25 protein-coding genes are annotated in these 24,607 nt (G+C 73.3%); 14 read left to right on the top strand and 11 right to left on the bottom strand.

Going from position 1 to position 24,607, the window contains the following annotated elements:
- Positions 1-19: 19 nt before the first annotated feature.
- The 3 genes from Q1V71_RS16990 to Q1V71_RS16980 form a co-directional block, all read right to left on the bottom strand.
- Complete coding sequence (locus Q1V71_RS16990; RefSeq protein WP_300645333.1) at positions 20-739, bottom strand: DUF1275 family protein; 720 nt, start codon at positions 737-739, stop codon at positions 20-22.
- Positions 740-928: 189 nt separating this feature from the next.
- Complete coding sequence (locus Q1V71_RS16985; protein ID WP_300645332.1) at positions 929-1,933, bottom strand: SGNH/GDSL hydrolase family protein; 1,005 nt, start codon at positions 1,931-1,933, stop codon at positions 929-931.
- Positions 1,934-1,992: 59 nt separating this feature from the next.
- Positions 1,993-2,253 carry a metal-sensitive transcriptional regulator gene (locus Q1V71_RS16980; RefSeq protein WP_300645331.1) on the bottom strand — a complete coding sequence of 87 codons (261 nt, stop codon included), beginning with the start codon at positions 2,251-2,253 and terminating at the stop codon, positions 1,993-1,995.
- Between the two features lie 176 nt (positions 2,254-2,429).
- On the opposite strand from Q1V71_RS16980, the gene Q1V71_RS16975 reads away from it, so the two are divergent.
- On the top strand, positions 2,430-4,970 hold the full coding sequence (locus Q1V71_RS16975) for a response regulator (RefSeq protein ID WP_300645329.1): 2,541 nt from the start codon (positions 2,430-2,432) through the stop codon (positions 4,968-4,970).
- Positions 4,971-5,031: 61 nt separating this feature from the next.
- Positions 5,032-5,220 (top strand): hypothetical protein, encoded by a 189-nt coding sequence (locus Q1V71_RS16970; protein WP_300645328.1) that lies wholly within the window; start codon positions 5,032-5,034, stop codon positions 5,218-5,220.
- Positions 5,221-5,240: 20 nt separating this feature from the next.
- Here Q1V71_RS16970 and Q1V71_RS16965 read toward each other — a convergent pair whose 3' ends face one another.
- The 3 genes from Q1V71_RS16965 to Q1V71_RS16955 form a co-directional block, all read right to left on the bottom strand.
- On the bottom strand, positions 5,241-5,558 hold the full coding sequence (locus tag Q1V71_RS16965; RefSeq protein ID WP_300645326.1) for a HigA family addiction module antitoxin: 318 nt from the start codon (positions 5,556-5,558) through the stop codon (positions 5,241-5,243).
- Complete coding sequence (locus Q1V71_RS16960; protein ID WP_300645324.1) at positions 5,533-5,814, bottom strand: type II toxin-antitoxin system RelE/ParE family toxin; 282 nt, start codon at positions 5,812-5,814, stop codon at positions 5,533-5,535. Before Q1V71_RS16960 ends, Q1V71_RS16965 begins: the two co-directional genes overlap by 26 nt.
- 167 nt (positions 5,815-5,981) lie before the next feature.
- The gene (locus tag Q1V71_RS16955; RefSeq protein WP_300645323.1) at positions 5,982-6,944 is read right to left on the bottom strand and encodes an alpha/beta fold hydrolase; all 963 of its coding nucleotides are present in this window, start codon (positions 6,942-6,944) and stop codon (positions 5,982-5,984) included.
- A gap of 583 nt (positions 6,945-7,527) precedes the next feature.
- Between Q1V71_RS16955 and Q1V71_RS16950 the strand changes: the two genes are divergently transcribed.
- The 12 genes from Q1V71_RS16950 (at position 7,528) to Q1V71_RS16895 (ending at position 20,500) form a co-directional block, all read left to right on the top strand.
- Positions 7,528-8,604 carry an acetamidase/formamidase family protein gene (locus Q1V71_RS16950; RefSeq protein ID WP_300645321.1) on the top strand — a complete coding sequence of 359 codons (1,077 nt, stop codon included), beginning with the start codon at positions 7,528-7,530 and terminating at the stop codon, positions 8,602-8,604.
- A complete protein-coding gene (locus tag Q1V71_RS16945) occupies positions 8,601-10,118 on the top strand; it encodes an AtzH-like domain-containing protein (protein WP_300645320.1) in 1,518 nt (505 codons plus the stop codon). Before Q1V71_RS16950 ends, Q1V71_RS16945 begins: the two co-directional genes overlap by 4 nt.
- A 133-nt stretch (positions 10,119-10,251) precedes the next feature.
- Positions 10,252-10,773 carry a 2-oxo-4-hydroxy-4-carboxy-5-ureidoimidazoline decarboxylase gene (gene uraD / locus Q1V71_RS16940; protein WP_300645318.1) on the top strand — a complete coding sequence of 174 codons (522 nt, stop codon included), beginning with the start codon at positions 10,252-10,254 and terminating at the stop codon, positions 10,771-10,773.
- Positions 10,770-11,066, top strand: coding sequence for a hydroxyisourate hydrolase (locus Q1V71_RS16935; protein ID WP_300645317.1), 297 nt, complete (start codon positions 10,770-10,772; stop codon positions 11,064-11,066). The genes uraD and Q1V71_RS16935 overlap by 4 nt, the downstream gene beginning before the upstream one ends.
- 3 nt (positions 11,067-11,069) lie before the next feature.
- Positions 11,070-11,900 carry a factor-independent urate hydroxylase gene (gene pucL, locus Q1V71_RS16930; protein ID WP_300645315.1) on the top strand — a complete coding sequence of 277 codons (831 nt, stop codon included), beginning with the start codon at positions 11,070-11,072 and terminating at the stop codon, positions 11,898-11,900.
- A gap of 2 nt (positions 11,901-11,902) precedes the next feature.
- Entirely contained in the window at positions 11,903-13,249 is a 1,347-nt protein-coding gene (gene allB / locus Q1V71_RS16925; RefSeq protein ID WP_300645314.1) for an allantoinase AllB, read from the top strand.
- On the top strand, positions 13,228-14,451 hold the full coding sequence (locus tag Q1V71_RS16920) for an alanine--glyoxylate aminotransferase family protein (RefSeq protein WP_300645313.1): 1,224 nt from the start codon (positions 13,228-13,230) through the stop codon (positions 14,449-14,451). The genes allB and Q1V71_RS16920 overlap by 22 nt, the downstream gene beginning before the upstream one ends.
- On the top strand, positions 14,448-15,734 hold the full coding sequence (locus Q1V71_RS16915) for an allantoate amidohydrolase (RefSeq protein ID WP_300645311.1): 1,287 nt from the start codon (positions 14,448-14,450) through the stop codon (positions 15,732-15,734). The genes Q1V71_RS16920 and Q1V71_RS16915 overlap by 4 nt, the downstream gene beginning before the upstream one ends.
- Positions 15,731-16,585, top strand: a complete 855-nt coding sequence (locus Q1V71_RS16910; protein WP_300645310.1) for a MurR/RpiR family transcriptional regulator — start codon at positions 15,731-15,733, stop codon at positions 16,583-16,585. The genes Q1V71_RS16915 and Q1V71_RS16910 overlap by 4 nt, the downstream gene beginning before the upstream one ends.
- Positions 16,585-17,334: an FAD binding domain-containing protein gene (locus Q1V71_RS16905; RefSeq protein WP_300645308.1), complete on the top strand. Its 750-nt coding sequence runs from the start codon at positions 16,585-16,587 to the stop codon at positions 17,332-17,334. Before Q1V71_RS16910 ends, Q1V71_RS16905 begins: the two co-directional genes overlap by 1 nt.
- The gene (locus Q1V71_RS16900; protein WP_300645306.1) at positions 17,331-20,021 is read left to right on the top strand and encodes a molybdopterin cofactor-binding domain-containing protein; all 2,691 of its coding nucleotides are present in this window, start codon (positions 17,331-17,333) and stop codon (positions 20,019-20,021) included. Before Q1V71_RS16905 ends, Q1V71_RS16900 begins: the two co-directional genes overlap by 4 nt.
- Entirely contained in the window at positions 20,006-20,500 is a 495-nt protein-coding gene (locus Q1V71_RS16895; protein WP_300645305.1) for a nucleoside deaminase, read from the top strand. Before Q1V71_RS16900 ends, Q1V71_RS16895 begins: the two co-directional genes overlap by 16 nt.
- Positions 20,501-20,665: 165 nt before the next feature.
- Here the strand turns inward: Q1V71_RS16895 and Q1V71_RS16890 are convergent, their stop codons facing one another.
- The 5 genes from Q1V71_RS16890 to Q1V71_RS16870 all read right to left on the bottom strand — a co-directional run bounded on the left by Q1V71_RS16890 (position 20,666) and on the right by Q1V71_RS16870 (position 24,567).
- Positions 20,666-20,875 (bottom strand): hypothetical protein, encoded by a 210-nt coding sequence (locus Q1V71_RS16890; RefSeq protein ID WP_292607219.1) that lies wholly within the window; start codon positions 20,873-20,875, stop codon positions 20,666-20,668.
- A 70-nt stretch (positions 20,876-20,945) separates the two neighbouring features.
- Positions 20,946-21,812 (bottom strand): ABC transporter permease, encoded by an 867-nt coding sequence (locus Q1V71_RS16885; RefSeq protein ID WP_300645303.1) that lies wholly within the window; start codon positions 21,810-21,812, stop codon positions 20,946-20,948.
- Positions 21,809-22,609, bottom strand: coding sequence for an ABC transporter permease (locus Q1V71_RS16880; RefSeq protein WP_300645300.1), 801 nt, complete (start codon positions 22,607-22,609; stop codon positions 21,809-21,811). Before Q1V71_RS16880 ends, Q1V71_RS16885 begins: the two co-directional genes overlap by 4 nt.
- Positions 22,610-22,622: 13 nt before the next feature.
- Positions 22,623-23,450, bottom strand: coding sequence for an ABC transporter ATP-binding protein (locus Q1V71_RS16875; RefSeq protein ID WP_300645298.1), 828 nt, complete (start codon positions 23,448-23,450; stop codon positions 22,623-22,625).
- 10 nt (positions 23,451-23,460) lie between these two features.
- The gene (locus Q1V71_RS16870; RefSeq protein ID WP_300645296.1) at positions 23,461-24,567 is read right to left on the bottom strand and encodes an ABC transporter substrate-binding protein; all 1,107 of its coding nucleotides are present in this window, start codon (positions 24,565-24,567) and stop codon (positions 23,461-23,463) included.
- Positions 24,568-24,607: the final 40 nt, after the last annotated feature.

Raw genomic sequence — 24,607 nt, 5'->3', positions numbered from 1 at the left:
TCGTGCCCCTGAGCGCGCGCTATGCCGCGCGCTCGGCCACACGACCGAGCCGACCATGCAGCGCGCCCACCCCGGTCGCGAGCAGGATCAGCACGCCGGCGACGAGCAGGCCGACCCAGACGCCGACCTTGAGCAGTGCGGCGCCGGCGGCGGCACCGACGAGGATGAGCGCGACGGCCAGGAACCGGCGACCCGCGCCACCCTCGGCCACCGCCCGGCCGGAGCCCAGCCGCGAGTCGGCGGCCAGGCCGATGATCGTCGAGGTGACGACCACGGTCGTCACGTCGCGCACCGCCACGAACCGCGCGGTCGCCGCCTGAACCCCCATCGCCGTGCCGAGCACCGCGGTGACCGGCAGGGAGAGCGCCAGCGGCGGTGGGGTGGCCTCGTCGGCCACGAGCAGCACGACCGACAGCCCGAGGCAGACCACCCCGACCGACACGAACAGCAGCGTCGTCAGCCACGTCCACGGGCCGGCCGCCCGACGCAGCACCCGACCGCCCAGCGCGGCGCCGCCCATGAAGCAGACCAGCGCGACCGTCGGCCCGAGCACCGGGAGGTCCTCCGCGCCGACCAGACCCATGCCGAGGATGACCACGTTGCCGGTCATGTTGGCGGTGAATACCCGGTCCAAGCCGAGGTAGCCGACGGCGTCGATGATCCCGGTGGTGAAGGTCAGCACCATCATCAGCACCAGGTGCATCCGCTCGGTCGGGACGGCGGCGAGGCGGGCGGTCACGCGCCCATGGTGGCAGCACCCGGTCCGGCAGTCGTCTGCCTGGTGGCCATCGTCAAAACGCAGACCGAAGTCGAGGAACGGCGCTCTCCCGAGGCGACTTCACGCGGGGGCTTTGGCCAGCCACCGCAGGTTGGTCTGTCTATTGACGAGTCATCGAGACAGCTCCATGACGCACGTCCCTGCCGCAGCTCAGCGGAAGACGTCCGGGTCGGTGTCGCGGATGTGGTCGAGGATCGCGGCGGCCTGGCCGCGGGCGCCGGCCGCGTTGGGGTGCGCCGGCACGCCGACGGCCGCGTCGTTGGCGGAGGGACCGTAGACCTCGGCCCACCGCACGTTGGGGTCACCGCAGAGGTCGACGCCCTGCGGCGTACGGCGGAAGGTGTTGACGTACTCGGCGCCGCCTCGCTCGGCGGCGCGCTTGATCATCCGGTTGAGCTGGCGGAACTTAGTGGAAATCCAGCGCATGTCCTCGTCGGAGGCCGGCACCGTCGGGTAGCAGCCGCGACGAGGGACCACGTTGATGTAGTCGATCGCCAGGATCCGCGCGCCGGGGGCGATCCGGTGGATCGCCCGGAACGCCCGCACCAGCTTGGTCTCCGACTCCTTAATCCGCTGCGCGATGGAGTCCTCGCCGTCGACGACGTACTTGGCCTTGCAGCCACCGAACGGCAGGCCCTGGCCGGAGTCCGACAGCGGCGTCTCGGCGGGCACGACGTTGAGGCAGTCGAGCCCGGCGCTGGAGATGCCGGCGTCGTTGCCGCCGATGCCGACGGTCACGAGGTCGGTCGTGGGGGTCAGCCGGTCGAACTGCGCGGGGTTGGTCCCGCCCAGCGGCAGCCCCGTCTGCGGCTCGTAGAAGTCGTCGGTCGTCGCCGATCCGCACGAGGCGTCCCGGAACTCCCCCACGCTCAAGGCCTCCGCGAGCAGCTTGGGGTAGTTGGTGTACGACTGCGCGCAGTCGATCGGCGCGTACGTCGTGTCCGGCACGCCCTGCCGGTTGACCAGGACCACGTTGGCCGTCCACGAGTCACCGAGCGCGACGTACTCCAGGCCGGCCGGCAGCAGCCGCTCATCGCCGTCAACCAGGCCTCCGGACGCGTCCGGGGAGGCCGACGAGGCCGCTCCCACGGGGAGGAGCCCGGCCGCGAGGGCCGCGGTGGCGGTACTGGCGAGGAGGAGGCGCAGGCGGGTCATGGCGTGACCAACGCCACAACCCGTCAGAAGGTCACGCCCGACAGGGTCTCGTGGCGCGCTCAGGCCAGGGAGAGGAAGAGCTTCTCCATCTTCTTCAGGTCCGCCTCGTCGGCCTGCCCGTCCGCCATGCAGTCCTGCAGGCCCGTGGCGACGATCGCGAACCCGCTGCGCGCGAGGGCCTTGTTGACGGCCGCAAGCTGGGTGAGGACCGACTCGCAGTCCGAGCCCTCCTCCATCATGCGGATCACGCTGGCGAGGTGGCCGTGGGCCCGTTTCATCCTCAGGATGATGGCGCGGATGTCCTGCGCGTCGAGTTCCATGCTTGCTCCCAATTCAGCAGGAGCCTGGCACGTGGGCCCCCGAGGTCTTCGTACCTACCGTACGTCGCGCCAGGTGGTCCCCGCAGGCGGATACCCCGGCGCCGACGCCCCGGATGCGGCAGGGTGGGGACAGGGTCCGCACACGGACGCGCTGCCGCCGGAGAGGAGCCGACCACATGCAGGGGTGGGTGAACGCTCGCGGTGCCATCGCCGCCCTGGTCGCGCTCGCCCTCGCGCTCTTCGTCCTGCACGTGGTCGCCTACGGCACGGCGTACGACGTGGGGTACCTGGTCGTGATGCTGGCCGCAGCGGCCCTGGGCTGGTGGGGCAGCCGCGGGCGCACCGGCCTGGCCCGCACGCTGAGCCTGCTGGTGGCTGGCGCGATCGCCTCCACGGCCCTGGCCGACGTCGTCTGGTACGGGTACTACTGGACGTCCGGAGAGCCGGACGTCTCGTGGGCCGACCCGCTCTACCTGTTCTCCTACGTCCTCCTCGGCGCCGCGCTCGTGCTCAGCCTGCTCAACACCGACCGCGGCCACCAGCGCCTGGAGGGAGCCGTCGACGCCGCGACGATCGTGGTCGTCTGCCTGCTCGTGCTCTGGGAGCTGGCGGTCCAGGGGATCCTCGACGACACCTCGGTGGGCTGGGGCACCCGGTTGGTCTGGGCGGCCTACCCGGTCCTCGACGGCACGCTGCTCGGACTCATCCTGCGCGTGCTGTGGGTGCGCGAGGCGCGGTCCGTCGTCGGGCCCGCCCTCGGGCTGGGTGTCGCCGCGTGGCTGCTCTCGGACATCGGCTTCCTCCTGGTGGAGTCCAGCACCGTCGTCGACGCCGCGCTCGACCTCGGCTGGATGCTGGGGGCGCTCGCCATGGCGTGGGCGGTGCTGACCCGCACCCGCCCCTCCTCGCCCCGCGCCGCGGACCCGCTCCCCTCGGTGACCCCGCGCCTGCTGGTCGCGGTGCTGCCGCTGCTCGTGCCGACGGCGATGCTGGTGCTCGACGCCGCTGACGACCAGCTCCCGAGCGCGGTCGCCGCGGGCGGCGGGATGGTCGTGCTCGTCGGGCTCGCCATGCTGCGCACCTGGTCGCTGCTGCAGGAGCAGCGCCGCACTGCGCTCGAGCTGGCCCGGGCCCGCGACGAGGCCTTGGCCGCCTCGCGTGCGAAGTCGGCCTTCCTGGCCACGATGAGCCACGAGATCCGCACCCCCATGAACGGCGTCATCGGCCTCACCGGGCTGCTGCTCGGCACCGACCTCGACGAGCGGCAGCGGGAGTACGCCCGCGGCGTGCAGACCGCCGGCGACGCGCTGCTCGGGATCATCAACGACGTCCTGGACTTCTCCAAGGTCGAGGCCGGCGCCGTCGAGCTGGAGTCGATCGACTTCCTGCTCACCGAGGTCGTCGAGGACGTCGCCGCGATCGTCGCCGAGCCGGCGCGCGCCCGCGGGCTGGAGCTGCTGGCCTACTGCTCCCCCGAGGTGCCGGCCGCCCTGCGCGGTGACCCCGGCCGGCTGCGCCAGGTGCTGCTCAACCTCGCCACCAACGCCGTGAAGTTCACCCACGACGGCGAGGTCGTCATCAGCGCCCACCTCGACGGTGGCACGCCAGACGCCCCTGTCGTCCGGTTCCAGGTCCGCGACACCGGCATCGGCCTGGCCGAGAGCCGACGCGAGCGGCTCTTCGACCCCTTCACCCAGGCCGATTCCTCCACGACACGTCGCTACGGCGGCACCGGGCTCGGACTGGCGATCTGCGCCCGGCTCACCGCCGCGATGGGCGGCACCATCGGCGTCGACAGCACCCCCGGGGAGGGCAGCACCTTCTGGTTCCGGCTGCCGCTGCTCGCCGCCGAGCACCCGCCCGCGGTCCGGCCCGCCTCGCAGGAGCCGCTCGAGGGCCTGCGCGCGCTCGTCGTCGACGACAACGCCACCAACCTCATGGTGCTCGACGGGCAGCTGGGTGCCTGGGGCATGGACGTCGACACCGTCGGGTCCGCCGCGGAGGCGGTCGCCCGGATGCGCGGGTCCGAGGCGGCGTACGACGTGGTGCTGCTGGACCTGTGCATGCCCGAGGTCGACGGGCTGCAGCTGGCGCGGACCATCACCACGACCCCCGACCTCTCCGGACCGCGCCTGGTGCTGCTGACCTCCGACACCGAGGTCGACCAGGACGAGGCCTGGGACGCCGGGGTGCGCGAGATCCTGGCCAAGCCGCTGCCGATGTCACGTCTGCGGGGCCTGCTCTCGGCGCTGCTGGCCCCGCAGACCCCGGAGGCCGTCGCCCCGGTCACCCCGGCCGCGGTCGGCTCCGCGCCGCCAGCCGAGGGCGGCCCCGTCCGTCCCCGGGTGCTCGTGGTCGAGGACAACGACGTGAACCAGATCGTCGCCGAGGGCATCCTCGCCTCGCTGGGCTACGACTCCGACGTAGCCGGGGACGGCCGCGAGGCGCTCGACGCGCTCGAGCACACGGCGTACGCCGCGGTGCTGATGGACTGCCAGATGCCCGTCCTCGACGGGTACGACGCCACGCGCGAGCTGCGCCTGCGCGAGCTGACCCAGGGCCGGCCGCGGGTGCCGGTGCTCGCGATGACGGCCAGCGTGACCGAGGGCGAGCGCGAGCGGTGCGCCGCCGCGGGCATGGACGACTTCGTGCCCAAGCCGGTCACGCCTGCCGACCTCGGGGCAGCCCTGGACCGCTGGGTGGCCTCGGCGTCCTGAGCAGGTCCGACCCACCCTCCCGGGCGAATGCCTCGCCGCTCCCAGTGGGCACGGATCGGTCATGACCGTCGATCCCGAGCACCCGCGCCGTCCCTACGACCCCGACCACCCGTTGCGTCCCGAGGAGCACCGCCGCCGTCCGAGCGTGGACCAGCCGCTCAACGCCCAGCGACGACCGCTGTGGCCCGCGGTGCTGATCGTCCTGGCGATCGTCGCACTGGTGGGGGTCGTCGTCGCCCTGGTGATCTGACGCGGATCCGCGACCCGTCGTCAGGCGGAGATCGGAATGATGCCCTCCACCACGTCGCCCAGGGCGCGCTGCTGGACGACCAGCTCGTAGTGGGTCTGCAGGTTCATCCAGAACTCCGGTGACGTCGCGAAGTAGCGGGCCAGCCGCACGGCAGTGTCGGCGGTGATGCCCCGCTTGCCGTGGACGATCTCGTTGATGCGCCGCGGCGGGACCCCGATCGCCACGGCCAGGCGGTGCTGGGTGATGCCGAAGCCCTCGATGAAGTCGCTCATCAGCACCTCACCGGGGTGGATCGGCTCCAATCCCTGCGGCTCAGTGGTAGTCGACGAGCTCGACATCCTCAGCCCCTCCGTCCTTCCACCTGAAGCAGATCCGCCACTGGTCGTTCACCCTGATGCTGTGCTGCCCCTGCCTGGAACCCCGCAGGAGCTCGAGCCGGTTGCCGGGCGGGACCCGCAGGTCCTGCAGGCTCGTCGCCGCATGCACCTGGACCAGCTTGCGTAGCGCCACGCGCAGGATCCTGGCGTCCAGACCAGGAACGCGCTCGTGCTGCCACAACGCGGCCGTGTCCCGGTCGGCGAAGGACCTGATCACGTGCCACCAGCATAACGCGCTCCGTTAATAACGGATAGCGTTAAAACGTCGTCCCTCTGCATGGAGCGAGACTGGTCGATGCGCCAGCCTCGGTCCAGCGTCATCGCCGCCGTGGTGGACAGGCGCGCGGAGCGTCACCCTGTGGAGGACCCGGGGCCCACGACCGGTCACGAGCGCGGTTGCTGGAGGAACGCCAGCACCTCGTCGGTGAACGCGTCGGCGCACTCCAGCATCACCATGTGACCGACCCCCGCGAGCACCACCGTCTCCGCGGACGGCACGGCACGCGCGAAGGCGGCCAGCTGGTCCAGGGGCGCCACGTGGTCGCGCTCGCCGCCGATCGCCAGCACCGGGTGGTCGACCTCGTGCAGCCACCGGTCGACGCGCATGGTGGCGACCGAGCGGGCGATCCGCAGGACGCCGTGGGTGCCGACGCCGTCGACGAGCGCGGCGATGCCAGTGGCGGGCATGTCCGCGGGCCGGTGGAGGTAGGGCCAGAGCAGCAGGCGGCGCAGCCACGCGCGCGCCACGACCTGGCGGCGCACGAGGCCGGGGACCGGGAGCCCGGCGGTCATCACCTCGAGCAGCGTCGCCGCCACCGTCCGGGGGCGGTGCCGCAGCTGGTGGCCGGCACGGCGCAGCCCCAGCACCTCCGCGAAGGCGCCGACGGTGCCACCGGCCAGCACGACCGAGGACACCAGGTCGGGGTGCCGGTGTGCCAGGCGCAGCGCCACCAGCGCCCCCAGCGAGTGGCCGACCACGGTGAGCGGCGGCAGGGCGAGCTCCCGGGCGAGGGCGGCGACCACGTCGGCGAACCCGTCCACGGCGTACCCACCCCTCGGCGGCGAAGACCGCCCGAAACCCGGCAGGTCCAGCGCCACCACCCGCGCGTGCTCCGCGAGGCCGGCGAGGTTCTCGGCCCAGTGCTGCCAGCGCCCCCCGAGCCCGTGGACCAGCAGCACCACCGGGGCGTCCGGCGTCGGGCCGGGCAGGTCGAGGTGGTGGACGTCCGCGCCGAGCACCTCGACGGTGCGCAGGTACGCCGTCGGGTCGGTCGCCCCCGGCGGCCGGCGACCAGGGAGGCCGTAGTCGTCCGTGAGCGGGACGGTGCGCCAGGGGGTGGGGGTCATGCCGGCCAGCCAACCGGCACCGGCGCCGCTCGTGCCAGCCCCGTCTCAGGGGGCCGCGACGTGCCTCAGACGTTGAAGCGGAACGTAGTCGCAGTTATTGGCAGTCGTCGGTGCTTGTCGATAGTTGGCTCTGACCTGCAACGACGTTGTTGAGTGCAGTTGCCTCTGGTCGGTTGCGTACGGACGTTCTGCGGACTGCGCGCGGACTCTCGACGGACTCGGTGGCCGGGGAGGTCTCGCCTGCTCAGCCTAAGGTGAAGCCCGTGCCTTGGACCCGCCCCCCGCGAGCCGTCATTCAGCTCCCGAACTGGGCCTGGGGCGGCGACCCACGAGCCCTCCTTGCCGAGGCCGGGACCCGCGTGCGGCGTCAGGGACAGGGGTGGGACGTCCAGGTAGACGAGAGTTACAGAAGGCAAGCGCCAGACTTGATCTCGTTCACGGCCATCGCGGGCCCCGGCGCGCCAAGGCCTCGCTTCGAGCTTCTGCGTTCTGATCAAGATCTGACGACCGCGGTCAACCAGCAGGTGCTCGACTCCTGGACCTGGGACGCCTGAGCCACGTCACGTCCCCCTAGGGTTCTGGCATGGACCCTCTGGAAATCGGCACCGGCCCGATCCGCGGGGCCTACCTGCCCTCCACGGTCGAGAACGTCCTGTGGGGACGCCTCCCCTGCGCTGCCGACGCGCCGGTGCTGCGGGTCGAGCCGGGTGACGAGGTCACCCTCGACACGCTGAGCCACGAGGGCATCCTCGAGGACCAGGGTCGCGACCCCGACGGGTTCTTCGCGGCGTACGACGTGCCGGTGCTCGCCGACGCCCGAGCCCTCGCGGCCTCCGACGCCCCGCACGTCGTCGGTGTCGACGGGCCGCACGTGGTGAGCCGCCCCGTGGCGGTGACCGGCGCACGGCCGGGCGACCTGCTCGCGATCACGCTCCTCGAGACCGCGCCGCGGGTGCCGTACGGCGTGGTGTCCAACCGGCACGGGCGCGGTGCCCTGCCCGGGGAGTACCCGCTCGAGGGCGACGTCTTCTCCGCCTTCGCCCGCGTCGCCGACGACGGCACGCACGCGGAGATGGGCCTGGTCCCCGGCCCGATCGGGGACGGGCCGGTCGTGCGCTTCCCGATGGCGCCGTTCCTCGGCATCCTCGGGGTCGCGGTGGCCGGCGACCAGCGGCCGCACTCGGTGCCGCCCGGGGTGCACGGCGGCAACCTCGACATCTCGTTGCTGACCGCGGGCGCCACGCTCTACCTGCCCGTGCAGGTCGAGGACGCCCTCTTCTACGCCGGCGACCCGCACTTCGCGCAGGGCGACGGCGAGGTCGCGCTGACCGCGCTGGAGGCCTCGCTGCGCGCGACCGTCCGGCTCGACGTCGTGCCCGCGGCCGACGCGGTGGCGCAGTTCGGCGAGGTCGTCTCCCCGCTCGCCGAGACCGTCGACCACCTCGTCCCCACCGGGCTCGACGAGGACCTCGACGTCGCGGTGCAGCAGTGCGTCCGGCACGCGATCAGCCTGCTGGTCGCCCGCTACGGCATGGACCCGCGGATGGCCTACGCCTACCTCTCCGCGGCGACCGACTTCGAGATCTCCCAGGTGGTGGACGTGGTCAAGGGCGTGCACGCGCGCATCCGGAAGAGCGACTTCGCAGGGCTCGCCCGATGAGCGGCCCCTCCCTGCCGGTGCCGCCGGGCCTGGTCGAAGCCTTCCGCACCTACGAGCAGGCGCTCATGAGCGACGACGTCGAGGTCCTCGACCGGCTCTTCGCGCCCGCCACGACGACCCTCCGCGGCGACGCCGACGGCCTGCTCGTCGGCCACGACCAGATCGCCGCCTTCCGCTCCGGCCGTGGCGGTGCGCCGGCCCGCCGGCTGGTGCAGACCCACGTCCAGGTCACCGACCCCGACCACGCTCTCGTGGTCGCGGTGACCGAGCTCGCCCGCGGCGGCCGCGGCCAGCAGACCCAGCTCTGGGCCCGCACCGACGACGACTTCTGCGGCGGCTGGAAGGTCACCGCCGCCCACGTCTCGGTGCCTGCCCCCGCCCTCGACACCCGGATCTGGCGGGTCGTCGGCGACCCGCTCGTGCCCGGCGCCCCGGCCGGTCCGCTGGTCGGCGAGAGCGTCGCGGTCAAGGACCTCTTCGCCGTCGCCGGGCAGAAGGTCGGCGCCGGCAACCCCACCTGGGAGGCCGCCGCCCCCGTCGAGCGCTCCGACGCGACGGTCGTCGACACCCTCGTCGAGGCCGGCGCCTCGCTGCGCGGCATCGCCCGCACCGACGAGTTCGCCTACTCCTTGGCCGGCACCAACGCGCACTTCGGCGCCCCGCCCAACCCGCGCGCGCCACGCCGGGTCCCCGGCGGCTCGTCGTCGGGCTCCGCGTCCGCCGTCTCCCTCGGGCACGCCACGATCGGCCTCGGGACCGACACGGGTGGCTCGATCAGGGTGCCGGCGGCGTACCAGGGCCTGACCGGCATCCGCAGCACCCACGGCTCGCTGCCGATGAACGGCGTCCTGGCCCTCTCCCCCACCTTCGACACCGTCGGCTGGCTGACCCGCTCGGCGGCGCTGCTGCGCGAGGTCGGCGACGTGCTGCTGCCGCCCGACAGCGGGAGCGGTGGCACCGACCTCGTCGTCGTCCCCGAGCTCCTCGCGCTCGCCGAGCCCGACGTCCGCTCGGCCGTCGAGGCGTGGGTCGCCGACCAGGGCCTCATCGTGCGCGAGGGCTGGCCGCTGGGCGAGCTGACCTCGTGGCTGCAGGCGTTCCAGACGTGGCAGGCGTGGGAGGCCTGGGCCGTGCGGGGAGGCTGGCTCGCCGACCGCCTCGACACCCTCGGCGCCGACGTCCGCACCCGCTTCCGCCACGCCGCCTCGATCGACAAGGCCGACGCGGACGCGGCGTACGACGCCGTCGTCTCCGCACGCGCCCGGCTGCGCGACCTCATCGGCGACCGGGTCCTGGTGCTGCCGTCGTCCTCCTCGGTCGCCCCGCTGCTCGGCCAGGGCCTCCAGGCGGTGCGCGACGCCACCATGCGGCTGACCTGCGTGGCCGGTCTCGCCGGCGCCCCCGCCGTCTCGCTCCCGCTCACCACCCGCGCCGGCCTGCCCTGCGGCGTCAGCCTCGTCGCCGCCCCCGGCCGCGACCGCGCGCTGCTCGACCTCGCCGTCTCCCTGGGCTGACGGTCCTGCCGCGCTCCGCGGAGAGACGAAATGACGCTGAAACACGAGTTCCAGACGCGCTTAACATCGGAGCACTAGTTTCACCCCAGGAGAGCCGGCCCGAGGTGGGGCCGGGTCCGGTGAGGAGGGTGCGGTGCGGCTCGGGGAGCTCAACGCCATGGAGGCGCCAGAGGCCGCGCGTGCGCTGCGCGGCTGCGCCGACGTGGAGCGGTGGGTCGCCGCCCTCCTGGTCCGCCGGCCGTACGCCGACCGCCGGACCCTGCTCGACACCGCCCACCTCCTGGCCACCTGGTCAGACGCCGAGCTCGACCACGCGCTGGCCGACCACCCCCGCATCGGCGAGCGCGGCACCGGCTCGACCGCGGCGACCTCCGCCCGCGAGCAGGCCGGTGTGACCGACGCCGACCGGGAGGCGTTCGTGGAGGCGAACCGTCGCTACGAGGAGCGGTTCGACCGGATCTACCTCGTCCGCGCCGCCGGCCGCTCCGCGGCCGAGATGCTCGAGCTGCTCGAGCAGCGCCTGACCCACGACGACGCCACGGAACTGGCCGTCACCAAGCAGCAGCTCACCGAGATCGCGATGCTGCGGCTCGAGGACCTGGTCGACGAAGAGCCCGACGAAGATCCCGACGATGAGGTCGAGGAGGACCGATGAGCAGCCTGTCCACCCACGTGCTCGACACCGGCCGGGGCGAGCCCGCGGCCGGCGTCACCGTCACCCTGCGCACACTCACCGGCGCCACCGAGGAGCAGGTCACCGACGCAGACGGCCGCGCCAGGTTCGCGACCGAGGTCGAGGGGGCGACGACGCTGCGCTTCGAGACCGCGGCGATCAGCGACTTCTTCCCCGAGGTCGTCCTCACCTTCGTCGCCGACGCCGCGCGCCCGCACCACCACGTGCCGCTGCTGCTGAGCCCGTTCGCCTACTCGACCTACCGCGGGAGCTGAGAGATGAGCCGGATCGTGCTCGGGCCCAACCAGTACGGCAAGGCGGAGTGCCGCCTGGTCCGGGTCAACCGCGACCAGGACGCGCACACCGTCGAGGACCTCACCGTCACCACCCAGCTGCGCGGTGACTTCGAGGCCTGCCACCTCGACGGCGACAACAGCCTGGTCGTCGCCACCGACACCCAGAAGAACACCGTCTACGCCTTCGCCCGCGACGGCATCGACTCCCCCGAGGCCTTCATGCTGCGGCTGGCCGACCACTTCGTCGACGGCTTCGACCAGGTCACGGGCGCGGAGATGACCGCGTTGTCCCACACCTGGGGGCGCCTCGGTGACCACGCGTTCCTCCGCGACGGCACCAGCACCCGCACGGCCCGCGTCGAGCGGGGCGCGGACGGCACCAGCGTCACCGCCGGGGTCAGCGACTGCACGATCCTGAAGTCCACCGACTCCGAGTTCCACGGCTTCCCGCGCGACCGCTACACCACCCTGGTCGAGACCGACGACCGCATCCTCGCCACCAGCCTCACCGCGACCTGGACCTACAACGGCACCGACCACGACTGGGACGCCCTCCACGCGAGCATCACCAGCACCCTGCTCGACACCTTCGCCGGCCACCACAGCCTCGCGCTGCAGCAGACGATCTACGCGATGGGCCGCGCGGTCCTCGAGACCCACGACGCGGTCACCTCGATCGACCTCAGCTGCCCCAACAAGCACCACTTCCTCGTCGACCTCGAGCCCTTCGGCCTCGACAACCCCGGTGAGGTCTTCTTCGCCGCGGACCGGCCCTACGGTCTTATCCAGGCCAGGGTCATGAGGGAGGACTGAGCGTGGCGCGGTCCCTCACGGCCGTGCGCGCCCGCCACGTCCTGGTCGACGGTGCCCTCCGTCCCGCCACGGTGCGCGTCGCCGACGGCCGGATCACCGAGGTGGCGGCGTACGACGACGGGCGCGACGCCCCCGACGCGGTGGACCTGCCCGACACCGCCCGACTGCTGCCCGGTGTCGTCGACACCCACGTGCACGTCAACGAGCCCGGTCGCACCGAGTGGGAGGGGTTCGCGACGGCGACGACGGCCGCCGCCCGCGGCGGCGTCACCACGATCGTCGACATGCCACTGAACTCCGTCCCGCCCACCACCACCGTCGACCACCTCCGCCTCAAGCAGCAGGTGGCGGCCGAGAAGGCGCGCGTGGACGTGGGCTTCTGGGGCGGCGCCGTGCCCGGCAACCTCGCCGACCTGCGGCCGCTGTGGGAGGCCGGTGTCTTCGGGTTCAAGTGCTTCCTCGCCCCGTCGGGCGTCGACGAGTTCCCGCCCCTGAGCCCCGACGAGCTCGACGCCGCGTTGGCCGAGATCGCCGGCTTCGACGGGCTGACGATCGTGCACGCCGAGGACGCCCGGGTGCTCGACGAGGCGCCCCACCCGCCGAGCCGCGCGTACGCCGACTTCCTGCTCTCCCGCCCCGACCACGCCGAGACCGACGCGATCCGCCGGCTGCTCGACGGTGCCCGCGCGACCGGATGCCGCGTGCACGTGCTGCACCTCTCCAGCGCCCGCGCCCTCGACCTGCTCGCCGACGCCCGCGCCGAGGGCCTGCCCGTGACCGTCGAGACCTGCCCGCACTACCTCTGCTTCAGCGCCGAGGACCTGCCCGACGCCGCCCCGCAGTTCAAGTGCTGCCCGCCGATCCGCGACCGCGGCAACCGCGACGCCCTGTGGGACGCGCTGGTCGAGGGCGTCATCGACTGCGTCGTCTCCGACCACTCCCCCTCCACCCCGGAGGAGAAGGGGCGCGGTGACGGCGACCTGCAGCAGGCCTGGGGTGGCATCTCGGGGCTCCAGGTCGGCTTCACGGCCGTCGCCGACGAGGCCGCCGCCCGCGGCATCGGCCTCGAGCAGGTCAGCCGGTGGATGGCCACCGCCACAGCCGACCTCGTCGGGCTGGCGCACAAGGGTCGGATCGCGGTCGGTGCCGATGCCGACCTCACCGTCCTCGACACCGCCGCACCCCTCGACGTGCGCGCCGCCGACCTCGCCCACCGGCACCCGATCAGCGCCTACGACGGCCGCCGGCTCGCCGGCTCGGTCACCCACACCTGGCTGCGCGGCGAGGAGCCGACCGCCGGCCGTCTGCTCACTCGGGAGGCAGCAGCATGCCCACACCACCACGTCTGAGCCCACCGATGCCGCCGCGGCTGCTGATGGGCCCCGGCCCGATCAACGCCCACCCCCGGGTGCTGCAGGCGATGTCGATGCAGCTGGTCGGCCAGTTCGACCCGTCGATGACCGCGGCGATGAACGAGACGATGGCGCTCTACCGCAAGGTCTTCCGCACCGACAACGAGCACACGCTGCTCGTCGACGGCACCTCCCGCGCCGGCATCGAGGCCGCGCTGGTCAGCCTGCTCGAGCCGGGCGACCGGGTGCTCGTACCGGTCTTCGGACGCTTCGGCCACCTGCTGGTCGAGATCGCCGAGCGCTGCGGCGCGGAGGTGCACACCGTCGAGGTGCCGTGGGGCGAGGTCGTGCCCGACGAGACGGTCGAGGACGCCGTACGCCGGGTGCGACCGCGCCTGGTCGCGGCCGTGCAGGGCGACACCTCGACCACCATGTGCCAGCCGCTCGCGGGCATCGGGGAGATCTGCCGCCGCGAGGGGGTGCTGCTCTACGTCGATGCCACCGCCAGCCTCGGGGGCAACCCGTTCGAGACCGACGCCTGGGGCATCGACGTGGCCAGCGCCGGGCTGCAGAAGTGCCTCGGCGGGCCGTCCGGATCCGCCCCGATCACCATCGGGCCGCGCGCGGTGGAGGTGATCGAGGGCCGCAAGCACGTCGAGGCCGGGCTGCGCACCGACGACGACCGGCCGCGCGGCACCCGGATCGCATCGAACTACCTCGACCTCGCGCAGATCATGGACTACTGGGGCCCGCGCCGGCTCAACCACCACACCGAGGCCACGACGATGCTCTACGGCGCCCGCGCCTGCGCGCAGGTGCTGCTCGAGGAGGGCCTGGACCAGGCGATCGAGCGGCACCGGCTGCACGGCACCGCGATGCTCGAGGGCGTGCGCGGCCTGGGCCTGGAGGTCTTCGGCGACGTCGAGCACAAGATGACCAACGTCGTGGCCGTGCACATCCCCGACGGCGTCGACGGGGACGCAGCCCGCGCGGCGATGCTGGAGGACTTCGGCATCGAGATCGGCACCTCCTTCGGCCCTTTGCACGGCAGGGTCTGGCGGATCGGCACGATGGGCTGGAACGCCCGCCGCGACGCCGTGCTCGCCACCCTCGCCGCGCTCGAGGCGGTGCTGCGCGCCGCGGGCGTGCCGGTCACCGCCGGTGGCGGCACGGGCGCTGCGTCGGAGGTCTACGCGTGAGCGGCGGGACCTCCAGCGACGCGGCCCTGGTGCTGGACCGCTGCCACGAGCTCGCCCGCTACTCCGCCCACCCGGTCCACCTCGAGCGCACCCACCTGACCCGCCAGCACGCCCAGGCCAACGAGGTGGTCGCCGGCTGGATGGCCGACGCCGGTCTGCGCACCTGGGTCGACGCCGCCGGCAACGTGTGCGGCCGACGCGAGGGCCGCGAACCCGGACTGCCCGCGCTGCTCCTCGGCTCCCACCTCGACACCGTCCCCGACGCCGGCTCCTACGACGGGATGCTGGGGGTCGTCATGGCGATCGCCGTGGCCCAGCGGCTGCACGACGTCGAGCTCCCCTTCGCCCTGGAGCTGATCGGCTTCAGCGACGAGGAGGGCTCGCGCTTCGGCACCGCGCTGCTCGGCTCCCAGGCCGTCGCCGGGCACTGGCTCGAGGACTGGTGGGACCTGCGCGACCGCGACGGGGTGACGCTGCACCAGGCGTTCCTCGACTTCGGTCTCGACCCACGCCGGGTCCACGAGGCGGCGCGGCAGCCGCACGAGCTCGTCGGCTACCTCGAGGCACACATCGAGCAGGGCCCCTACCTCGAGGCCCGCGACGAGCCGCTGGGCTACGTCACGACGATCGCGGGGGCACGGCGGTTCCGCCTCTCGGTGGTGGGCGAGGCCCGGCACGCCGGCGGCACGCCGTACGCCCGCCGTCGCGACGCCCTCGTCGGCGCCGCCGAGGTGATCACCGAGATCGAGCGGATGGCGCGCGCGTCCGGGGACGCCGACGAGCACGACGGCTGCATCGCGACCGTCGGCCGCATCGAGGTGCAGCCGGGCGCGGTCAACGTGATCCCCGGTCGCGCCGACCTCAGCCTCGACCTGCGCGCGGCCACCGACGAGGCGCGCGACGCGATGTGGGCGCGGATGGAGCGGCGGCTCGAGGAGATGTGCGAGGCCCGCGGGCTGCGCTTCGAGGCCCAGGAGCGGCACCGCGCCCCCGCCGCCCCGTGCGCGCCGTGGCTCACCGACGCCGTCGTCGCCGGCATCGGGTCCACGGGACAGCAGGACCCGCTGGGCCTGTGGAGCCGCGCCGGGCACGACGCCATGGCGATGGCGCGGATCACCGACATCGGCATGCTCTTCCTGCGCTGCCACGACGGCATCAGCCACCACCCCGACGAGGCGGTGCTGCTCGAGGACGTCGAGGTCGGCCTGGACGCGTTCGAGGCCGCCGTGCGCGCCACCGCCGCGACGTACGCCGCCCGCGACCTGCGATCGAGCCCGGCATGAGCGTCCCGACCTCGCCCGACATGACCGAGCTGCGCATCGAGGAGCGGATCGCCGCCACCCGGATGGACCTCTCCCCCCAGGAGCGCAAGGCCGCCGCGACCCTGCTCGAGCACCTCGACGACCTCGCGACCTACCGCGCGGCCGAGCTCGCCCAGCTGGCCGGGGTCTCCAAGGCGACGATGAGCAGGCTCTTCCGGTCGTTGGGCTTCGCCGACTTCGACGAGGTCCGCGAGCACCTGCGCACCCTGCGCACCTCCACCGGTGAGCCCCGTAGCCGCGACGGCGGTGGCTGGGGCGACCTGCCCACGCACCTGGCCCGCGAGGCCGAGGTCGTACGCCACGCGGTCGAGCACCCCGTCGTCCCGCAGGTCGTCGCGCTGCTGGCCGCCGCCCGACGGGTGACCGTCGTGGGCTGGCGCAACAGCCACCCCGTGGCGCTGCACCTGCGCCAGCAGCTGGCCCACGCCCGCGGCGACGTGCGGCTCGCGCCGCTGCCCGGTCAGGTCGTCGGCGAGGAGCTCGCCGACGTGGGGCCCGGGGACGCCGTGGTCGTGGTCGGCTTCCGGCGCCGCCCGGCCGGCTTCGGCGACGTGCTGCGCGAGGCCGCGGCCAGCGGGGCCGACGTGGTGCTGGTCGCGGACCCCACCGCGATCGAGCACGCCCGCACGGCCACGCTGTGGCTGGAGTGCCCGGTCTCCAGCGCGCTGGCCTTCGACTCCTACGCCGCGGCGATGAGCCTGGTCAGCGTGCTGGCCGACGGGGTGCTGGCCACCCTCGGCGACCCCGCGCAGCAGCGGGTCCGCGCGATCAGCCGCGCCTACGAGCGGATGGCCGAGGTGGAGGGCGGCTGATGGACCTCACGACCGTCTCCTCCCACCGGCTCGCGCGCCGGCGCGAGGACCTGCTCCTCGGTGTCGGCGAGACCCTGCTCGCCGGCGGCACCTGGCTCTTCTCCGAGCCGCAGCCGGCCACCACCGGCCTCGTCGACCTCACCACGCTGGGCTGGCCGGACCTCGAGCAGCTGCCCGACGGCTCGCTGCGGATCGCCGCGACCTGTCCGGTCGCGGTGCTGCGTGAGCGCGGCGGCCTCTTCGCGTGGTGCGCCGACGCACTGCTGATGTCTCCCAAGGTGCAGGCGGTCGCCACCGTCGGCGGCAACGTCTGCCTCGGGCTGCCGGCCGGCGCGATGACCTCGCTGCTGGCCGGGCTCGACGCGACGGCCGTCGTGTGGACCCCCGACGGCGACGAGCGGCTCGTCGCCGTCGCGGACCTCGTGGTCGGCAACGCGGCCACGTCGCTCACCTCCGGCGAGGTCGTGCGCTGCTTCGACGTCCCCGCCGCGTCCCTGGCCGCGCCCGTCGCCCACCGCCGCTTCTCGCTGGCCGACCTCGGCCGCTCCGCCGGAGTCGTCATCGGGCTGCGCACGGCCGACGGCGTCCGGGTCACCGTCACCGGCTCCACCACCCGACCGGTCGTGCTCGCCGACGGTCAGGGCGTCGAGGCGATCGACTGCTGGCACGAGGACGCCCACGGTGCGCGCGACTGGCGGGTGGCACAGACCGCCCGCTGCCTCGCCGAGGTCCGCGAGGAGCTCGGATGATCGTCAACGGCTCCCCCACCGACACTCCGCCGGCCCCCGGTCAGTGCCTGCGTACCTACCTGCGCGCCGCCGGCCACCTGGACGTGAAGAAGGGCTGCGACGCCGGCGACTGCGGCGCCTGCACCGTGCTCGTCGATGGGCAGCCGCGGCAGTCCTGCCTGGTGCCCGCGGTCCGCGCTGCCGACGCCGAGGTCACCACGCTCGCCGGGCTCGGCTCCCCGGACGACCTGCACCCCACCCAACGGGCCTTCCTCGAGGCGCAGGGCTTCCAGTGCGGCTTCTGCACCGCCGGTTTCGTGGTCACGGCCTCCACAGGTGCCTGCAGCGATCGCGACCTCAAGGGCAACCTGTGCCGCTGCACCGGGTACCGCAGCATCCGCGACGCGATCGCCCAGCAGTCGGCCGAGGTCGCCCCAGGTGGTCGAGCAGCGAGGAGCGCCAGCGACGAGCGGGCGTCGAGACCACCGGAGACGGCCATCGGGGAGTCGACCCGCCCGCCGGCCGCGGTCGACGTGGTGACCGGCCGGGCGGCGTACACGCTCGACCTGCCCGCCGACGACCCCGCCACCGAGACGCTGCACCTCGCCGTGCTGCAGAGCCCGCACAGCCACGCGGCGATCACGCGCATCGACACCGCGGCGGCGGAGGCGCTGCCCGGGGTGCACCTGGTGCTGACCCATCGCGACGACCCCGGTGTGCTGTTCTCGACCGCGCGCCACGACAGCCGGCTCGACGACCCCGACGACACCCGCGTCCTCGACGACGTGGTCCGCTTCGCCGGGCAGCGCGTGGCCGCCGTGGTCGCCGACTCCCCCGCCATCGCCGAGGCCGCTCTCCGCCTCCTCCACGTGGAGTACGACGTCAGGCCGGCCGTCCACGACCCCGAGTCCGCCCGCGCGGCCGGTGCACCGCTCGTGCACGGGGAGAAGGACCCCGTCACGTCCCGCATCAGCGAGCCGGGTCGCAACGTGGTCGCCCAGACGCACGGCGAGGTCGGCGACGTAGCCGCTGGGCTCGCGGCCGCCACCCACCGCGTGCACGGGACCTGGCGCACGGCCCGGGTCAACCAGGCCGCGATGGAGACCCATGCGGCGCGGGCCTGGCTGGACGCGCCGCTGGCCGAGGGTGGGCGGCTGGTGGTGCGCTCGTCGAGCCAGGTGCCGTTCCTGGTGCGCGACGAGCTCGCGCACGTGCTCGAGCTGGAGCCGTCGCAGGTGCGGGTGACGACCGGTCGGGTCGGCGGCGGCTTCGGCGGCAAGCAGGAGATGCTCGTCGAGGACCTCGTGGCGCTGGCGGTGCTCCGGTTGGCCGAGCGCGGCGTGCACCGGCCGGTGCAGTGGGAGCTGACCCGGGAGCAGCAGTTCACGCTGGTGCCGGGTCGGCACCCGTTCCGGGTCGAGGTGGAGCTCGGGGCCGACGACGACGGGGTGCTGACCGCGATGCGGCTCGACGTGCTCAGCGACACCGGCGCCTACGGCAACCACGCCGTCGGCGTCCTCTTCCACGGCTGCCACGAGTCGGTCGCGCTCTACCGCTGCGCCAACAAGCGCGTCGACGCCGAGGCGGTGTACACCCACACCGTCCCGGCCGGGGCGTTCCGCGGCTACGGCCTGGGACAGGTGATCTTCGCGATCGAGTCCGCGCTGGACGACCTGGCCCGCGAGGTCGGCCTCAGCGCCGCGGAGATCAGGCGCCGCAACGCGGTCGTGCCCGGCGACGAGCTGGTCGTCAACGGACCGGCCGTCGACGACATCGTGCACGCCACCGACGGGCTGCCCCAGTGCCTGGACCTCGTCGAGCGGGCGCTGGCCGCCACCGAGGACGGGCCGCCGGGTCCGGGGTGGCTGGTCGGCGAGGGGCTGGCCGCCGCCATGATCGCGACCATCCCGCCGCGCGGGCACCACAGCACCGCCACCGTGACGCTGACCGAGGACGGGTCGGTCGAGGTCGGGGTCGGGAGCGCGGAGTTCGGCAACGGGTCCGCCACGGTCCACGTGCAGCTGGTCGCCACGGCCCTCGGGGACCGCGTCGACCCGGCCCGGATCCGGGTCCGCGGCGGCGACACCGACGCAGCGGCGTACGACACCGGGGCCTACGGCTCCACCGGGTCCGTCGTCGCGGGCGGAGCGGTCCACGCCGCGGCGCAGGACCTCGCCCGTCGCCTCGACGCCGGGGAGACCCGGCGCCCGCTGGTCGGCACCGGCGAGCACCACGGCACCCCGCGCTCGGTGGCCTTCAATGTGCACGGCGTCCGGGTGGCGGTGCACCCGCCGACCGGCGAGGTGCGGGTGCTGCGCAGCGTGCACGCCGCCGACGCCGGGGTCGTGCTCAACCCCGAGCAGCTGCGCGGCCAGGTCGAGGGCGGTGTGGCCCAGGGCTTCGGGTCCGCACTGCAGGAGGAGGTGCGGCTCGAGGACGGTGTGGTTACGACCCGCACGTTCCGCGACTACCGCGTGCCCCAGATCGGGCAGGTGCCGCACACCGAGGTGCTCTTCGCCGACACCGTCGACCCGGTCGGGCCGCTCGGCGCGAAGTCGATGAGCGAGGCCCCCTACAACCCCGTCGCCCCCGCCGTGGCCAACGCCGTCCGCGACGCCACCGGCCGCCGCCCCCGCGAGCTCCCGATGAGCCGCGACCGGGTCTGGCGGCTCCTGACGTCCGAGGAGGACCCGTGCCCGATCCCCTGACCCGCACCCTGCAGACCCACGAGGACTTCCTGCAACAGGCCGTCGACCTGGCGGTCGCCAACGTCGCGGCCGGCGGCGGACCGTTCGGGGCGCTCGTGGTGCGCGACGGCGAGGTGCTCGCCACCGGGCAGAACCGGGTCACCCGTGACCTCGACCCCACCGCGCACGCCGAGGTCGTCGCGATCCGTGCCGCGTGCCGGGAGATCCGCGACTTCTCGCTGGCCGGCTGCGTCCTCTACACCTCCTGCGAGCCCTGCCCGCTGTGCCTGGCCTCCGCGCTGTGGGCACGCCTCGACAGGGTCGCCTTCGCCGCCGACCGGGACGACGCCGCGCGGGGCGGCTTCGACGACCGGGCGTTCTACGACCTCTTCGACACCCCGCGCGAGCAGTGGGAGACCCCCGTCGGGGCGCTCAGCCTCGCCGGCTCGTTCGCGCCGTTCGACGCGTGGCTGGCCAAGGCGGACCGCACGCACTACTAGCCCCACCGCTGGTCGAGGTGCGAGGCCGGCCCACGGCCGAGCCTCGAGACCCCTTCGACCAGCGACATCCCGACCGGGGTCTCGAGGCTCCTCGCTGGCGCTCGTCGCACCTCGACCAGCGACGCCCCACGGCCGAGCCTCGAGACCTCTCGACCGGCGAGGCGCTCAGGCGTCGCGCCAGAGCAGCCAGCACATCCACAGCGAGGCGCCCCACAGCGCGAGGACCGGCAGGTCGCCGGTGTTGAGCCCGTGGCTGAGCGAGATCTCCCAGAGCGTCTGACCCGCCCACGGGCCGTGGCCGGCGATGAGCAGCACGCACAGGATCGAGCTGACGAGGTAGAAGCCGATCGCGATGAGGCGGCGACGCTCCCTCACGCTCCCACCCCCATGACGTGCTCCCGAGACGTGCTGACCGACTGGCCGACCGACAGCACAGGGTGCCCCATCACAGCTGGGACTGGCTCATCCCCATCCGGGCGAGCACGACGGTCTCGGCCAGCTGCACGAGGTTGTAGAGCAGCAGCGTGACCAGGGTGATGATCGCGACCGAGGCCCACAGGTTGTCGAACTGGGCGGCCGCGTTGAACTTCACGATCTGACCGCCCACCCCCTTGCCGGTCGAGAGCCACTCGGCCAGCAGCGCCCCGGTGACCGCGCCCGGCACCGAGACGCGCGCCGCGGCGAAGAGCGAGGGCAGGGCGCCCGGGATGGCGACCTTCAGCAGCGCCGCGAGGTTGCCGCCGCCGTAGACGCGCACCAGGTCCAGGCTCTCCTTGTTGGCTCGTGAGAGCCCGAAGAGCACCGACGCCAGCGCGGGGAACAGCACCACGATCGAGCCGATCACCGCGACCGAGGCGGTGGTGCCGCGACCGGTGAGCAGGATGATCACCGGTGCGATCGAGACCAGTGGGATCGAGCGCAACAGCAGCGCCAGCGGCATCACGCCCGCCTCGACGGTCTTCGACAGCGTGAACAGCACCGCCAGCACGATCGCGATCGCCATGCCGACGACGAAGCCGATCGCTGCGTCCTTCAGCGACACGGCCGCCAGGTCGAAGAGCAGCTCGCGGCGCTCCTCCGCGGTCGCCCGGGCGTCGGGGTCGGTGACGAAGAGGAAGCGCCACACGTCGAGCGGGCCCTTGGCGACGTACGGCGAGATCTTGCCGCTCATGATCAGGGCCTGCCACGCGGCCAGCACGATGCCGACGGTGATCGCGGCGTTGAGCAGGCCCTTGCCCACAGCGGTCAGCACGGCACGCGACGTGCCGGCGACGCTCCCCGTCGCGACCGCGGGGCCGGTCCCGCCGCTCATGGCGTGCTCCGTCCGGAGACCCAGGGCGTGATCAGGCGCGAGACCAGCCCGAGCGCGCCGTACCCGGCCATCGCGACCAGCGCGCACAGCAGGAACACCGCCCACACCCGCTCGGAGTCGAGGTTGCCCTGCAACCGGATCAGCAGGATGCCGACGCTGCGGTCGGTGGCGCCCATGTACTCCCCCAGCACCGCCCCGAGGAACGCCGTGGGCACCGCGATCTGCAGCGCGTTGAGGATGCCCGGGAGCGCGGCGACCAGGCGCACCTTGCGCAGCTGGGTGAACCTCCCGCCGCCGAAGACGCGGATCACGTCGAGGCTGGCCCGGTCGGCGGCCTTGAAGCCCAGCAGCGCGCCGACCACGGTGGTGAAGAAGACCGCGAGCGCGGCCAGGAAGATCGCCGTCGTCGACGGGTCCCCGGGCCGGGTCGCCCCGCCCAGCACCACGATCGAGATGCCGCCGACCGCCACCAGCGGCAGGCAGTACGACACGACCGCGACCTGCACGATGATCGGCTCCAGCCGCGGCGCGAGCAGGACGGTCGCCGCGAGCAGCAGCGCCCCCAGGTTGCCCCACAGGAAGCCCCAGGCGGCCTCGGTGATGGTGACCCGGAAGGAGCCCCAGTACGCCGAGAAGCCGTCCTCGACCAGCTGGCCCAGCACGGCGCCCGGTGACGGCACCGGCGTGTAGGTCCCGGTGTCGGGGCGGAAGGCCAGTGCGAAGAGCCACCACGCCGCCAGCAGCACCCCGACGCCGATGACGCCGGAGAGCCAGCCGGGGATCCGACGCTCGCCCATCCCTCCCCCGCCCTCAGGCCTCGGCCGCCGCGCGGCCGTCGGCGCCGAAGAGCAGCTCGGAGGCCCGGTCCACGAAGTGGTGGAACTCCGGGGTCCGCATCATCTCCGGCGTGCGCGGACGCGGGAGGTCGATGTCGATGACCTCCTTGATCCGGCCCGGGCGCGGGCTCATCACCGCGACCTGGTCGGAGAGGAAGATCGCCTCGGAGACGCCGTGGGTGACCAGCAGCGTGGTCGCCGGCTTCTCGGTCCAGATCCGCAGCAGCTCCAGGTTGAGGTTCTGCCGGGTCATGTCGTCGAGGGCACCGAAGGGCTCGTCGAGCAGCAGCACCGACGGCTTGAGCGCCAGCGCGCGGGCGATCGAGACCCGCTGCCGCATACCGCCGGAGAGCTGGGCGGGCTTGGCGTTCTCGAAGCCGGTGAGCCCCACCAGGGCGATCAGCTCGGCGACGTACTCCTTGTCGACCGGGCGGCCGGCGACCTCGAAGGGCAGCGCGATGTTCTTCACGACGCTGCGCCACGGCAGCAGCGCGTGGTCCTGGAAGGCGATGCCGAGCTCGCTGTCCTTGCGCAGCTCCGCGGGGGTGCGCCCGTCGACCAGGGCCTGGCCGCTGGTGGGCTCCTCGAGCCCGGCCAGCACCCGCAGGATCGTCGACTTGCCGCAGCCCGAGGGCCCCAGCAGCGCCAGGAACGACCCCTGCTCGGTGTGCAGGTGCGCGTCCTCCAGCGCGGTCACGCTCCTGCCCGCGCCGACCTTGAAGGTCTTGCCCAGTCCGTCGACCTGGATGCCGGTGCCGCCCCGACGGGCGGCACCGGCACCGGGTGTGTGCTCAGCGGTCATCGGTGGTCGATCAGTCGAGGTAGTCCAGGAGCTCGGGGTACTCCTCGTAGATGCCGTCGATGATCGTGGTGTCGAAGAGCTCGTCGACGCTGACCTCCCAGCCGGCCGCGGCCAGCGAGTCGACGGTCTGCTGCTTGAGCTCGTCGGTGATCGTGAACAGGCCGTTGGCCTCGGTGTCGGGAGTGGAGATCAGGTCCGCCTGCGCCGCCAGGCCCTGGGCCGTCTTGGCCGGGTCGAGGGCGCCGAAGACCGCCTCGAGGCCCTCCTCGTTCTCCGAGGCCGCCTGGTCGTAGTACTTCATGACGAGCGCGACGGTGTCGTCGGTGGGCTCGGTGAAGGTGTCGCTCCAGCCCTTGATCTCCGCGACGAGCAGCGCCTCGAGGAGGTCGGGGTTCTCGGCGAGGTACTGGTCGGTGACGGTGTAGGTCTCCGCGACGTAGGGCACGCCGTTGTCGGCGTACGGCAGGTTCGTGATGTCGAAGCCGGCGTTCTCGACCGTGATGGCCTCGTTGGTGAGGTAGGCCATGAAGCCGTCGACCTCGCCCTCCATCAGCGGGGTGGGGTCGAAGTCCACGGGCACGACCTCGACGTCGTCGGGGTCGATGCCGTTGGCGTTGAGGATCGCGGCGAAGACGCTGGCGTTGGAGTCCTGCACGCCGATCTTCTTGCCGACCAGGTCCTCGGGCGTCGCGATGTCGGCGCCGTCGGCCAGCGAAAGGATCGTGAAGGGGTTCTTCTGGAAGGTCGCGGCGATGATCTTCAGCGGGGCGTCCTGCTCGGCGATCGCGGCGCCCACGGACGCTGCGTCGGAGAGCGCGACCTGGACCGTGCCGCTGAGCAGCTTGGCCACACCGGTGTCGGGGCCGGAGATGCCGAACACCTCGTCGAAGCCGGCCTCGTCGTAGTAGCCGTTCTCGTAGGCGTAGAACTCCCCGGCGAACTCCTCGTTCTTGATCCAGGAGTACTGCATGGAGATCTCGCCGTACGACGCCTCCCCGTCGGATCCGGTCCCGGCGATCTCGCCGTCGTCGGACCCGCAGGCCGAGAGGCTCAGGACGAGGGCCGCGGATACCGCGGCGAGCCCGCGCATCGAGCGCGAGCGGGGGGTGATGGACATGGCGTTCCCTCCGGGTGTGGTCTCGGGTTCGCCGCAACGT

Source organism: Nocardioides sp. (assembly GCF_030149505.1).
Lineage (GTDB): Bacteria > Actinomycetota > Actinomycetes > Propionibacteriales > Nocardioidaceae > Nocardioides.
Note: the sequence above shows the minus strand (reverse complement) of the source record. Positions and strands in the feature narration are given on the sequence as shown.